Source organism: Mucilaginibacter sp., from assembly GCF_041088075.1.
Classification (GTDB): domain Bacteria; phylum Bacteroidota; class Bacteroidia; order Sphingobacteriales; family Sphingobacteriaceae; genus Mucilaginibacter_A.
On the sequence record NZ_JBGCVY010000055.1, the window covers coordinates 26,152 to 40,131 of the forward strand.

At 35.3% G+C, this 13,980-nt stretch carries 11 protein-coding genes; 9 read left to right on the forward strand and 2 right to left on the reverse strand.

Translation table 11 applies throughout. From position 1 onward, the window contains the following. Positions 1-13 precede the first annotated feature (13 nt). Positions 14-1,207 carry a glycosyltransferase family 4 protein gene (locus tag V5804_RS13260; RefSeq protein ID WP_369591879.1) on the reverse strand — a complete coding sequence of 398 codons (1,194 nt, stop codon included), beginning with the start codon at positions 1,205-1,207 and terminating at the stop codon, positions 14-16. Between the two features lie 380 nt (positions 1,208-1,587). Between V5804_RS13260 and V5804_RS13265 the strand changes: the two genes are divergently transcribed. Next, on the forward strand, positions 1,588-2,553 hold the full coding sequence (locus V5804_RS13265; RefSeq protein ID WP_369591880.1) for a glycosyltransferase family 2 protein: 966 nt from the start codon (positions 1,588-1,590) through the stop codon (positions 2,551-2,553). Between the two features lie 60 nt (positions 2,554-2,613). Here V5804_RS13265 and V5804_RS13270 read toward each other — a convergent pair whose 3' ends face one another. Continuing rightward, the gene (locus V5804_RS13270; protein ID WP_369591881.1) at positions 2,614-3,810 is read right to left on the reverse strand and encodes a glycosyltransferase family 4 protein; all 1,197 of its coding nucleotides are present in this window, start codon (positions 3,808-3,810) and stop codon (positions 2,614-2,616) included. A 728-nt stretch (positions 3,811-4,538) separates the two neighbouring features. Here V5804_RS13270 and V5804_RS13275 point away from each other — a divergent pair. The 8 genes from V5804_RS13275 to V5804_RS13310 all read left to right on the forward strand — a co-directional run. After that, entirely contained in the window at positions 4,539-5,324 is a 786-nt protein-coding gene (locus tag V5804_RS13275; RefSeq protein ID WP_369591882.1) for a polysaccharide biosynthesis/export family protein, read from the forward strand. 3 nt (positions 5,325-5,327) lie between these two features. Beyond that, complete coding sequence (locus V5804_RS13280) at positions 5,328-7,688, forward strand: GumC family protein (protein ID WP_369591883.1); 2,361 nt, start codon at positions 5,328-5,330, stop codon at positions 7,686-7,688. Positions 7,689-8,312: 624 nt separating this feature from the next. Beyond that, positions 8,313-9,179 carry an ABC transporter permease gene (locus tag V5804_RS13285; protein ID WP_369591884.1) on the forward strand — a complete coding sequence of 289 codons (867 nt, stop codon included), beginning with the start codon at positions 8,313-8,315 and terminating at the stop codon, positions 9,177-9,179. A gap of 43 nt (positions 9,180-9,222) precedes the next feature. Beyond that, positions 9,223-10,014, forward strand: coding sequence for a glycosyltransferase family 25 protein (locus V5804_RS13290; protein WP_369591885.1), 792 nt, complete (start codon positions 9,223-9,225; stop codon positions 10,012-10,014). A 49-nt stretch (positions 10,015-10,063) separates the two neighbouring features. Beyond that, entirely contained in the window at positions 10,064-11,173 is a 1,110-nt protein-coding gene (locus V5804_RS13295) for an exostosin family protein (protein ID WP_369591886.1), read from the forward strand. Between the two features lie 59 nt (positions 11,174-11,232). After that, positions 11,233-12,513 (forward strand): polysaccharide ABC transporter ATP-binding protein, encoded by a 1,281-nt coding sequence (locus V5804_RS13300; protein WP_369591887.1) that lies wholly within the window; start codon positions 11,233-11,235, stop codon positions 12,511-12,513. A 17-nt stretch (positions 12,514-12,530) separates the two neighbouring features. After that, positions 12,531-13,409, forward strand: a complete 879-nt coding sequence (locus tag V5804_RS13305; RefSeq protein WP_369591888.1) for a glycosyltransferase — start codon at positions 12,531-12,533, stop codon at positions 13,407-13,409. A 446-nt stretch (positions 13,410-13,855) separates the two neighbouring features. Next, on the forward strand, positions 13,856-13,980 hold a 125-nt coding region (locus V5804_RS13310), incomplete at its 3' end, for a glycosyltransferase family 2 protein (protein ID WP_369591889.1).

Below are 13,980 nucleotides of genomic sequence, written 5' to 3' on the forward strand. Positions count from 1 at the left end.
TTATTCATAGCTTTTAAAAACGCTTATCTAACAAAACTTTTTCATAAACCCGTTTTGTTTGCCTGGCTGTTTTTTCCCAAGAGTATTTTTTTAGCTGCTCATATCCTTTTGCTATTTTCTCTTCGCGCAGTAAGGGATTACTGATAACACTTTCCAAGGCGTTTAGCATAGATGCGGGGTTCTTTGGCTCAAAATAAATAACTGCATCTTCACCAATTTCTGATAAAGAACTGGTATTGCTAATTACAGCAGGGCAACCACAACTAAAAGCTTCTAAAACCGGAAGGCCAAAACCCTCATACATAGAAGGAAATACAAAAGCGATGGCATTTTTATATAAATAAACCAACTCATCATCATTTACGAAAGTATTGTAAACGTAATTTTCTATCCCAAGCTTTTTAAATAAATACTGTTCGGAAGCATTAAAAGGAGACCCTGTACAAACGATGTACAGATCTTCGTTCCCTCTTTTTAAGGAAGCAAACATCTGGGCAAAAAATAAAAAGTTTTTGTAATCCAGCCTTCCCCCAACAAATAATAGATACTTTGCCGGAATCTTTTGTTTAAATTCTTCGGATACATAATCCAGTTTATCTTCCAAAGAATTTGCCAAATAAACTACGTCTATCTTTTGTTCGTCCACATTAAAAATATTTATTAAATCCTTTTTTGTATTTTCCGAAACTGTAATGATCCGGTCTGCCCGATCTACCATGGCTTTGCTTTTATCCGGCTGGTACATCATCATTTCAGGAAAAACCTGGTTTATCATATCATGGACTGTAAGAACAAAAGGTTTATTACTAATAAAATCCATAAAATACCCATCGAAATAAGTAGGGTGAAAAATGTCAAAATTTCCCTCCTTTATTTTTTCGATACTTAGGGCTTTGTTTTTTTCATATTCCATTACCAAAAAGCGTCCCTGGTTATGCTTGTTAATTAGTTTGTATAAAATCTTGTCTTTAATATATTTCGCTTTAGAAACATGGTCAATAGTATCACTTAACAGAAAAGGGTTTGGCAATAGGGTATCCTTGAAAAATGGATGTGTTTTTAAATAAATATTACTTGAGTAAATAATAGGGATTTCCCATGTTATAGAATTGTCTTGATCAAAATTGGTAATCAGTTCGTAAACATACCGGGAGATTCCGCCAACGTTCTGGGTTGTGAACATCTGGAAATCGTATAAAATTTTCATAGTTTTATTTTAATTACACGAATGGTTTTGTTTAAATTTTGATCATAAAATTTACAATGCTTCTTTTATGCCTATAAATTTTGTTTTTGAGTTGCTGCTTCGGTACAAAAAGTACAATGGGACAATGATTTTTAGGTGATAAAAGAAGCATGGAAAATATATCCGACAACATTTAAAAAGGCACTAATATATAATAAGTTTGGGTAAATATAACCTGGCAAAAAATAACCTTTAATTTCTGTAAGCAAAAATATTTATAAACCTATGTTCAATTGCTTGTTCACAGCTTGCTTTATTTTTTTAACCTGCAAACCCAATTGTAGTGCAAAAATAAACTATATTGCCTTACTTTTACCCTGTTTATAAATACTTATTAAAAAATGGTTTCTAATCCTTTAGTGTCTGTTATCGTACCTTGTTACAACTATGGAAGTTTTTTATCAGATGCGTTAGATAGTGTTTTGTCACAAACTTATGATAATTGGGAATGTATTCTTGTAAATGATGGTTCTACAGACGACACCGAATACATTGGAAAAAGCTATGAAAAACAAGACCAACGGTTTAAATACATTTATCAAAAAAATGCCGGGCATTCAGCGGCCCGAAATAAAGGGCTGCTGACATCAAAAGGAAAGTATATCCAGTTTTTAGATGCAGATGATATGCTGGAGAAAGAGAAATTCCGGCTTCAAGTGCCTTTAATGGAACTGGATGGCAATATTGATCTTGTTTATAGTGATATCTTAGGTTTTACCAACACAGACCCAGATAGGAAGCTTACCCCTGTCAATTTCTTTACACAACCGCTGGTTTCCGGAAGAGGCGAAACGATAATAACAAACTTGCTACCTACTAATTTTTTTTTACCCGGTTGTGTTATCATGAAACGGGCCATATATGAAAAGATTGGAAATATGAAACCAAGTTATGGGTTTGAAGATTGGGAATACTTTTATCGAATGGCATTTGAAGGCTTTTCGTTTTACCATGATGGCCGAAACGGGGTAAAGTTAATTTCTCGGTCTCACGGCAATAATACCACCCATAAAGCTATGGAAATGATGAAATCAAAAATTATTGTCCGACAAGAAATCATGAGGGTTACCAATCATTACACTAAGGAGAATAAATTAAACCTTGACAAAAGCTATATCATTAATTTGTTAAAAGGACATAAAAGGTTATTAGTAAGCGATCAGCGCATAGCCAACCTTTACTACAGAAACTATGTTGGCGGTTTGAAATACTTTTTTTTAGATACTTATTATTCTGAAAAACCTATGAGTACGCTGATTTCAAGTATTAAATGGACTTATTATGGTTTAAAAAAGGCATTCGGATAAGATTAATATTTAATTATCATGGGTTAAAGGAACTTTGCCAAAGCTGAAATTGTTAATTTACTACAAAACTTCTCGATATCCTTTGATATTATTATTTATAAAAATGTCCCAGCTAAACTTTTTAGCTTGTATTAAAGAATCATTTGACATTTTTTCCCTCAACTGTTTATCATTATACAACTGAAGCATTCCTGCACATAATGCATCTGTATCAAGCGGATCTACCAATATCCCTGCATTACCAACAACTTCGGGCAGAGAAGATGTGTTAGATACGATTACAGGTGTACCACATTGCATAGCTTCCAAAGGCGGTAAGCCAAACCCTTCGTAAAACGAGGGATATATAAACGCTAATGCATCACTGTAGAGCGCATCCAAATCTTCGTCAGGCACATAACCTGTTAGTATTATTTTGGATTTATACAAAGATGCACCTTCAATTTCATTAAAAATTTTATCAAAATTCCATCCTTTCGAACCTACTAATACCAAATATACATCCCGGATATGCTCCTGCTCTAATAACCTGATAAAGCACCTGATGGTATGGTCAATATTTTTCCTGGGTTCTAAAGTAGATAAACTAAGAAAATAATTCTTATTGCCCATATTATATTTTTCTTTAACACTTTCGTTTTTTACCCGGTCTGTAGATTGGTAGAAACGGTCTTTTGAAGCAGCAAGAGGTGTTATGAAGACCCGTTCCGGCTCTATGGAAAAAAGGGTACACAAATCATTTTTAGTAGAATTTGAAACACAAAAAAAATAGCCGTTTTTTTGGATGCTTTCTATTGAGCCTTTAACATGTAGCTGGCTGGCATCGTCTTTGAAATATTGTGGGTGCAAAATAGGGATGAGGTCATGAACCGTTAAAAATAGTTTATTGCTTTTGCGTTCTATGATTTCCGGCGGGATAGGGAAAAATGGAGAATGATATATATCTGCCTGTTTCAATAAGCCGTCCAGGTTTACAGGAGGAAACATCCCCCCTAAGTATTTATTTAGGGCCGAGAGTTTTAATTTATTAATGATCCGGTCCCCAACAGTTGGGTATTCAATTTTGGTTGAAAATTTTGCTTCTTTTAAATATTTGGAAGACCCTCCGGGGTAATGCATTGACACGAAAGATGTGTTACAATTAGGGGACTTTTCCAGTCCTTTTGCAAGTTCGTCAACCACTCTAAAAATCCCTGTTCTTCTATTATGATGCTCGTAAGAAGCACCTAAAGCCATAATATCTAAAATTACTTTCATCAAAAAGTGTTAATTTAATACTGTAAAATTGCAACGAAGATACTAAGAGCCTGTTTAATTTTTATAAGATTTATTTTCGATGCTTCTTTTACCACATAAAAATCATTGTCTTTTTGTGGTTTTTGTACCCTTAAAATATCCGGTCACACCAAATTTATAGGCATAAAAGAAGCATTATAAATTTATATGGTAGAATTTTAAACAGGCAATTAAATAATTAACTTTAAGGGGTTTTAGTTTAGCAGAGGGGTTTGGTTTGCCGGTAATTGAAGCAATGGGTTTTGGAAAACCAGTTTTTTATCCAACAGAACGTCATTACCGGAAATTGGCGGCCGGCAAGCTTTTTATTTTGAAAATTTTGATGCAACAAATATGCAACGTACTTTTGAGGCCGGCATGAAAAAGTATACCAATGGCAATATGAAGCAAAGTATTAAAGATAGGGCAAACCTTTTTACCTGGCAAAATACTGCTGGTAGCTACCTTAAGCTATATGAGGAGTTATTGGGTAATTAGGTGTTTTTTAATGTTACAACGTGCTTCTTTTATGGCATTAAAATTCCTGCCCGTTAATTGAACAGAGCAGGCAGCATTAAATTTATCACAAACAAAACATAACTCAATTAAAAAATAGACGTAATAATAGCTAACATTTGATCCAGGGCTTTTAACTGCTTTGATTTGTAAAACTTATACCCCTATATTTACCCCAAATTAAGTTCAGTAATATGATTAAAAATCTATTTTTCGGCGTTTTGTTCGTCTTTTTTATTTCTTCCTGTGCAAGTAATAAAGATTTGGTTTACTTTAAAGACGTAAACCGCTCGGTAGTTTCGGTTGAAAGCGCAACAGTTTTCACTCCGGTTACCATCCAGCCCCTGGACGTTTTGTCTATCAACATCAGCAGTGCAAACGCAGATGCTTCTGCCGTATATAACCGCGGTGTGGTAAGCAACAACCCAACTACCGCCTCTGGCACAACAGACCAGGTAGGCACAGCATTCGGATATGCAGTAGACCAAAGCGGAAATATACAACTGCCCATCATAGGCAATGTTAAGGCGGCAGGGCTTACTGTCACGGAGTTTAAACAAGCCTTGACCTCCCTGATGGCAAAATATTTAAAAGAACCTTATGTTACCGTAAGCATTATAAACTTTAAAGTGACTGTTTTGGGCGATGTAGGCAGGCCGGGAATACTCCGCATACAAAATGAACGCATATCTTTTACGGACGCCATCAGTTTGGCCGGCGACCTAACCCCTACCGCCGTAAGGAACAATATTTTGATCATTCGCGAACTAAACGGCAAAAGGCAGTTCATCCCCATAGACCTTACTTCTAAAGATGTGTTTAATTCGCCTTACTTCTATTTGAAGAACAACGACATCATTTATGTAACCCCCGGTAAGTACAAATCAAACCTGGCTGTTGATAATTTTAGCAGGAATTTCGGTATTGTCTCTTCTATTGTTTCGATAGCAATCACAATTTACTTTTTAATCAGAAAATAAAAAATGGATAACGACCAATTGTATTACGAAACGCCAGTTGCGGTTCAGGAAGACAATTTCAAACAATTAAAATATTTTTTTTCACAATGTTTATACCATTGGCCACTATTTTTAATAGGCATATTGCTGACCACAGGCATCGCTTATTATATTATACGGTCAGAAAAACCCTCTTATCTAACCAGTTCCCGCTTATTGGTTAATATTGGAAAAGCAAACGAAGCCCCGACCTTGCAAAGTTTAAATGCCGCCAGTGTTTCAAAAGGGGTTGACAACGAGATTGAAATATTAAAAAGCAGGCCTTTGGTGGTTAAAGCCGTTACAGACCTTAACCTGAACGTCAATTACGAAGAAGTTGGCAAATATTACCAAAAAGACGTTTATGCAACAACGCCCATTCATTTTAGGATGATAGGCAATGGGAAAATCACAAAACAACAGGTTTTTGACATTATCGTTCTTGCCGGCAACCGGTTTGCGTTGTACCGGTCAAATGGTACATTTTTGAACGCTTCATTTGATAATGTCCTAAAAAATAATTTCGGAGAATGGAAGCTGGACCCAACCAGCAACCTTGATAATTATATTGGCAAAAAGATCAGGATCAGCATTTATAACCCTGACGTGGTGGCAGCAGGTTACCAAAACAGTATATCTGCGATGACGCCGACGCCAGAATCTAATATGGTAATTTTAAGTGTGAGCGATGAAGTCCCTGAACGCGGAAAAGCATTTTTAACTGATTTGATTACCAACTATATCAACGCTACCAAAGAGAACAAAAAACAAGCGACTGCCAATGCATTAAGCTTTTTAAATGACCGCCTTGCCTCTGTGTCCCAGGATTTGAACAACGCAGAAAAAAAGGCTGCAGGTTATAAAAGCAGCAATCAATTTACCGATATTTCTGCCAAAGGTGGCGCCTATTTGGGAAATGTTCAGGCCAATGATGCTAAACTGAACGAACTGAACATACAATTAGACCTCCTGGCCGGAATAGAAAATTATGTCAATTCTTCGCGCAACGAAGGGAACGCACCCACCATAACCGGTATTGCCGATCCAAGTTTGGGAAGTTTAGTCGGGCAATTATCTGTGGCACAACAGAAAAAAAACACATTATTGGCCACCACACAGGAAAGCAACCCGATCCTTGAACCGCTAAACAAACAAATAGCATCATTAAAAGATGCGATTAAAGAAACGATACGTGGCGTAAGGACCTCTCTAAATACTACTAAAAGACAATTAGAAGCAAACAGTTCCCGGTACGAGTCTTCGTTTAAAGAAGTACCGGAGCAGGAAAAAGAATTTGTCAACATCACCCGGCAAAAATCGCTTAAAGAAGACCAATACCTGTATTTATCACAACAGCGCGAAACTATCGCCCTCAATTATGCATCTACTATTGCAGATGTACAAGTGGTAGATGCACCGCACGAGGCCGGTCTTGCGCCATCCAAAAAACCAACGGTATTGACCTGCGCTTTTTTATTGGGCTTAATTATACCGGCTGGTTTTGTTTACGGACGTAACGCCATTAAAAATCAAATTACAGATAAAAGGGAAATTGAGAATACTACCAAAGTCCCTATTATTGCGGAGATCAATTATGACGAAGATGCTTCGCTACAGACAACAATCAGCCGTAGCGGAAACCTATTGGGTGAACAGATACGGGAACTCCGGACAAAGCTTTCCTACCTGCACCAGAAAAAGCCGATGGGGCGTGTTACCATGCTAACCTCCAGTACATCGGCAGAAGGCAAAAGTTTTATCACCAGTAACCTGGCCGCTGCCCTGGCAGCATCCGGGAAAAAAACCATTATTTTGGAACTGGACATGAGGAAGCCTAAGATTTCAAAGATATTTGATCTTGATCCCGGGCATTTAGGGATAAGCGATTTTTTGTCCGGCAAGGTTAACGATATCAACAAAATCATCCAAACTTCCTCCCTCCGCTCCAACTTGTTCGTCATTGGTGCCGGAACTTTGCCCGATAACCCGGCCGAGCTTTTGGAAAACTACAGGATGCAGGAGTTGATAGATTCCCTGAGAACTGAATATGCAGACATTTTACTGGACACCCCTCCGGTGCATTTGGTTACCGATGCTTTTATTATAGCTGATCTAACCGATGTTACCCTATATATTGTTAGGCAGGGTTATACTTCAAAAGAAGAACTTGATTTTATCAAACGTGTGGTCAAAGACAAAAGGCTGCGTATGCTTAATATCGTTTTTAACGGCATCCAAAACAAAAAATTTGGTAACGGTTATCATTATGACAACAGTTATTATACCCAGAACACAAAGAAAAAAACGACTACATCTGTCCTTAAAAACTTTATGGACAGGTTTTAAAGGCCATTTCAAGTCTTATTCAACTATTTTCCATGCTTCTTTTACCACATAAAAATCAGTGAAACTTTTGTACCGTTATAATGTCAAACACAAAATTTACAGGGATAAAAGAAGCACTATAAGTTTTTTAAGGCAGAATTTAAACATGCCTTGATGTTTTTTCGTATAACCCATTCATCAATCTTTAATAGGCTATAATAAACAAGTGTGCTTACCATAAAGCATACTTGTATTGCAATAATAGAAATCAAATTTTATTTGCTTTATCAATATAAGTATAATTGCAAATAAAAAAATCAGCAATTGGGACTGAATGGGCGAAGCTGTATTTGATCACTACTGAATTACTTATAAATTTTATATGATTACTTGTATAGTTCAAAAAAACAACAATGCTTCTTTTATGACCTATTTTTCAATGTCTGCTTCAATCGTAAAAAATTTACAATTTAACAATTTGTTTATTTATCAATTTAGAAATTAGTTGCCAACAACCACAATTTTTACTGGCACAAAAACATTCTTTGATTACAGGGTTATAAAAAAAACAATCAATAATAGGCTGATAAGCTTTAGAGCAGCACAAACAAACTCCTTCAAAATTTTATTAAACAATAACAGATAATGATGAATAAAGATGTATTAGTACAAGATCCAAACTGGGACCTGGAAATTAAACCCCATAGCAGTGCTTTTGACCTGCACTTAAACGATGTATGGAAATACAGGGATTTGTTAGGGTTATTGGTCAGAAGGGATTTTGTTTCTTTTTACAAGCAGACTATTTTGGGCCCGTTGTGGTTTTTTGTACAACCGTTGGTAACAACAATCATGTTTACTTTTATATTTGGAAAGCTTGCAAAAATATCAACTGATAATTTACCTCAGCCATTATTTTATTTAGCAGGTATTACAGCGTGGAACTACTTTGCCGACTGTTTAACCAAAACTTCAACCGTTTTTAGAGACAACGCAGATATTTTTGGAAAGGTGTATTTCCCAAGACTGATCATGCCTTTAAGTATTGTGCTAAGTAATTTGGTTCGTTTTGGTGTCCAGTTCCTGCTATTTATATTAGTTATGGCCTATTATGCCTACTCGGGGGCTGCATTTCATATAACATGGGTTGTATTATTATTTCCAGTTGTGGTTATTTTAATGGCTGGGTTAGGTTTAGGTGCCGGTATGATTATTTCTGCCATGACAACTAAATATAGGGATTTAGCATTTTTATTAGTTTTTGGTATCCAGTTATTAATGTATGCCACACCCATAATTTATCCATTATCGGCAGCCCCGGTCAAATACCGGTGGTTAATTGCTGCAAACCCGATGACGGAACTGGTCGAAACTTTCAGGTACGGGTTTTTAGGAAAAGGGAGTTTCAGCTGGCCTGCATTAGGTTATTCTGCACTGGTAACGGCAATATTTTTAATGCTTGGTACTATAATATTTAATAAAGTAGAAAAAAGCTTCGTTGATACAGTTTAGTAGGATTAAAAATCAACCTTTTGTAAAGCTTTAGCAAACCCTGATGCTTACAACCACTGCAGTCGAAATTTTAAACGGGTATTTTGATAAAATACTGTTGCTGACTATCGAAAGAAACTTGTACCGTTTAAACGATATCAATAAAAATTTCAACGGACTTAACTTTGAAGTATTTATAGGTGTTGATGGCAATAAGCTGAATATAGCAGAGATGCAAGAAAAAGGCGAAATTGCAATTAATATCAATGAGGTTTATAAGCAGGCAAATATTGATTACTTAAATTTAGGTGTTGGGCCTCTTTTAAACAATCAAATTGCAGTAGCTTCGTCTCATAAAAAGATATACCGGTACATTGTTGAAAATAAATTTGCTAAAGTTTTGATTTTGGAAGATGATACCATACCAGTTGAAAAAAACTTACACTATTTGGCAGAAACATTGAAACAAGTTCCGGCAGATTGCGAAATGCTGTTTTTAGGGCATATTTTTAACAATGATTTTAGTTTTTTGGGCAGGTTGAAGTATTATCATTTGGTAAATGTTTTGTATAATATCGGAATAAAGACCAAAGCCGTGGTACGTAAGAAAAAAAGTTATCCACGGGATTATTCTTCTCTGCTAAAAAAACAAGGAGGCCATATTGGCACGCACGCTTATGCACTTTTTGGTCAAGGGGCCGCTAAACTGCTCAACATTCAAACACCGCTGACACATGGTGCTTCGGATCTGTTGACAATGGATGCAGTTGCTACCAACAAGATACAAGCTTATACCTGCAAATACCCTTTTTTTGAACAAAACCAGCAACTGCCTTCATCGGTGTACAATAATTGACCGGGTTACGATGCTGTTTTCCGCTTGTTAATCCCCTATCAACTTAAGTTTGCCCCCTACTAAACTAAAACTCTATACCGATCTCAGCCTGCTGAAATCAGAGCAGCCCACGGTTGATTTATTAGTGCCTTTTTGCGGCCAAAGCACCAAAGAAAAAAACCCCGAACGTAATTTAACTGTAGGCAGGTTTGATACTTATGAAGCTGAAGGAAAAGATTTTTTTGAACTCACCACGCTGGAAGATTGCGATGCCTGCCTCCTGCCCATTCGTTACTCCCAAAAAGAAAATGATTTAGAATTTGAAAAAGAAATCCAGGCTTTTGCCGATTTAGTTGGGGCAAGCGGGAAAAAAACTTTTGTGTTTTTAGGTTCTGATATTGATCAATTTAATGTTAAAATTAAAAACCCGATAATTTTTTGCAACACCTTATACCAATCTAAAATAAAAAGCAACGAGTTCGCCTTTACATTTTTCTTTGAAGATTTTATAGCGAGATATTACCATGATGTATTGCCATTAAGAAACAAAACGGATATTCCAACGATCGGTTTTTGCGGGTTTGCGCCACCGCTTAAACAAAAATTTGGGTTGCTTAAATTAAAAGAACTATTGCGCTTAGGTTTAAATTATTTGGGCTTGATGAAAATTTTTCCTTCCTTTTCAGCACATTCTTACCGGGTTAGGGCACTTTTGGCTTTGAGAAAAAGCAACAAAATAAAGAAAAATTTCATCATTAGGCCTAACTTTGGCTTTGGCGGGCCAGAAGGTGCACTGTTTCCCGGAGGGGTAAAAGAATTAAACGCTACTTTTAGGAAACAATATGTGGAAAATATAGTAAACACCGATTATACCTTGTGTGTAAGGGGCTATGGCAACAATTCCATGCGTTTTTTTGAAGCTCTGTGCTGTGGCAGGATTCCCGTTTTTTTAAATACTGATTGCGTTTTGCCTTTTGATTTTTTAATTGACTGGAAAAAGTATTGCGTTTGGGTAGAAGAAAAAGACATCAACAGGATTCCGGAAAAAGTATTGGAATTTCACAACAAACTCACAAACGAAGAATTTAAAGCCTTGCAAACAGCCCTTAGAAACATATGGAAGACTTATTTTACACCCCAGGGTTTTTACAAACACTTGCACTTATTTCTCAACCGCTAATAATCCTTAAAAAGAGGATACTGTTTTTACCGACTATTTTTTAAATAAAATTTACCATTATGTCAACAGCCATCAAGGTTGAAAATCTTTCAAAAGCTTATCAGTTAGGTACAATAGGAACAGGCACGCTTTCCCGCGATTTGGAAAGATGGATTGCCCGGGTACGTGGCAAAGAAGACCCGTTTTTAACGATTGGGGAAGCCAACGACCGCTCTGTAAAAGGCACCAGCGATGTGGTTTTAAGTTTAAACGACATCAGTTTTGATATACAACAAGGCGATGCGGTAGGCATTATCGGCCGTAATGGTGCAGGCAAAAGTACACTGCTAAAATTGCTCAGCCGTGTTACCTCCCCTACCTCAGGTACTATCAAAGTAAAAGGGCGTATCGCAAGTTTACTGGAAGTGGGCACCGGCTTTCACCCGGAGCTGACCGGGCGCGAAAACATTTTTTTGAACGGTGCCATATTGGGGATGCGCAAAAAGGAAATCGCACGGAAATTTGATCAGATTGTAGATTTTGCAGGCGTAGAACGGTATATTGATACACCGGTTAAACGTTATTCGTCTGGTATGTATGTCCGTTTAGCTTTTGCCGTGGCTGCACATTTAGAATCTGAAATTTTAATTGTGGATGAAGTATTGGCCGTTGGCGATGCAGAGTTTCAGAAAAAGTGCCTGGGTAAAATGGGCGAGGTAAGCAAAGGCGAAGGCAGGACGGTTTTGTTTGTTAGCCATAATATTAGTTCTGTGAGATCATTATGTAATACAGGTATAATGCTGGTAAACGGACAAGTACGCATACAAGGTAATGTCAACAAAGTAATAGAGGAATATATTAGTATTAAAAAGAATTTAACAGAATGGCAAGGTGAAGATGGGGATGAAAACATTTTAATTAAAAAAACCTCTATCAAAAGAAATTCTATTGATAATAATACTGGTAATTTATTAATATCTGACGAATTAAAAATTATTATACAATTAGAAATTCTTAGCCATTTAAAAGAAGTAGGAATAGGCTTTAACATCGTTTCGTCAGATCAAAGTCCTATTGTTAGGGTATTTTACAATGATTATAATGATCTTTTCAAATTAGAAAAGGGTAAATATGAAATAGAATTTATAGTACCACCATATAACTTAGCAACCGGAAATTACGAAATACTGTTTGACATCTCCTTACCCGATATTAAAAAGATAAGTTCAGAAAAGACAAATTTGAATTTTGAATTAACTGCAAAAAACGAACTTGGAAATAAATATGCTGCTGAAAATGCGCCCTATTTTAATTCTATAGTTAGACCAAACTGGTTTTCAAAAATTAGTAATCTTGTATAAATCAATTTTGCGTACACATGGTTTCTATAATTATCTCAACATATAAACCCCAATATTTAGAAGCAGTAAAACAAAATATAGCTGAAACCATTGGTGTTCCATTTGAAGTTATAGCAATAGAAAACAAGAGGTTAATGGGTATTTGCAAAGCATATAATTTGGGTGCCGCCAAAGCTAAATTTCCTTATTTATGTTTTGCACATGAAGACGTTATTTTTAAAACCCAAGATTGGGCAAAACAGTTAATAAAACAGTTTGAAACAGATAGTCAGACTGGATTGATTGGCGTGGCAGGAAGCAAATATAAATGTATTTCTCCAACAGGTTGGTATAACGGAATTGAGGAACTTGATTTAAGTAATATTATTCAATATTCAAAAGATATTAAAATTGAACAATTCAGCCGTTTTAATAGAAATTTTGAAGAGGCCGTTTGCTTAGATGGCGTTTTCCTTTTTACTAAAAAAAATATTTGGAATGAAAATAAATTTGATGAAAAAAAATTTAAAGATTTTCACTGCTATGATTTAGATTTTTCTTTAAAAATCAGTATGGAAAAAAAGGTTTTTGTAACAAATACAGTTTTACTAGAGCATTTTTCTATGGGTTCCTATGATAAAACGTGGGTAGATGAAACTATAAAATTGCATAAAAAATGGAATTATTTGTTACCAAAAGGAAAAATAGATAAGCAAATACAAAAAAAACTTGAATGGGATAATAAAATTGATTTTTTGTATAAAATGATAGGCTTTAACTATTCATTTGTTCAACTTTTACTAGTATATTTTAATTTCGGACTTAAATATTTTTTTTACACTACCGTATCAATTAAAGTTTTCAAACTGATCCTTATTACAAGTTTAAAAAATAATTATACTAAACTTGTTAAATAATACTTTAGTTATAATAACCCTTGCAATATCTTTACATATAACACTACCACAAATTGTCTTTGCTTTAGGGTATTATGAATATGAAGTAACGATACGCAAAGCCAATTTATCTCCTTGTAAAAATACTTAACTAACCTTACTTTTTATGTTACAGGTAAATGTTTTAATAAAATAATAGTCTTTGTAAAACAATTTTACGAACAATGTTGATTTTGCCGGATTTGTTTCAGATCTAAAAACATAGTGTAAAAACAGTATTATACTTGTAGCGAACGCTAAAAAAGAATTTAATTCTTATATATTAAAATTATACTATAATCTATCCCTAACTAAAAACCTGGCACTAAAGGCGCAAAAAGTTGCTAAAAACAAATATAGCCAACAAGTAGTCAAGACTTTAAGAAATGAACTACTTATAAACTTGTTAAATACCAATTGAATTAAATATGGTAAGTATTATTATTCCTAATTACAACCACGAGCATTATCTAAAACAGCGTATAGATTCAATATTATATCAAACTTACCAGGATTTTGAAATAATTATTTTAGATGACTGTTCCCCTGACAA

Bases quoted from the DNA above. Each gene is read 5' to 3' on its own strand.
- V5804_RS13260 (WP_369591879.1), bottom strand. From the start codon at position 1,207: ATGAAAATTTTATACGATTTCCAGATGTTCACAACCCAGAACGTTGGC.
- V5804_RS13265 (WP_369591880.1), top strand. From the start codon at position 1,588: ATGGTTTCTAATCCTTTAGTGTCTGTTATCGTACCTTGTTACAACTAT.
- V5804_RS13270 (WP_369591881.1), bottom strand. From the start codon at position 3,810: ATGAAAGTAATTTTAGATATTATGGCTTTAGGTGCTTCTTACGAGCAT.
- V5804_RS13275 (WP_369591882.1), top strand. From the start codon at position 4,539: ATGATTAAAAATCTATTTTTCGGCGTTTTGTTCGTCTTTTTTATTTCT.
- V5804_RS13280 (WP_369591883.1), top strand. From the start codon at position 5,328: ATGGATAACGACCAATTGTATTACGAAACGCCAGTTGCGGTTCAGGAA.
- V5804_RS13285 (WP_369591884.1), top strand. From the start codon at position 8,313: ATGATGAATAAAGATGTATTAGTACAAGATCCAAACTGGGACCTGGAA.
- V5804_RS13290 (WP_369591885.1), top strand. From the start codon at position 9,223: ATGCTTACAACCACTGCAGTCGAAATTTTAAACGGGTATTTTGATAAA.
- V5804_RS13300 (WP_369591887.1), top strand. From the start codon at position 11,233: ATGTCAACAGCCATCAAGGTTGAAAATCTTTCAAAAGCTTATCAGTTA.
- V5804_RS13305 (WP_369591888.1), top strand. From the start codon at position 12,531: ATGGTTTCTATAATTATCTCAACATATAAACCCCAATATTTAGAAGCA.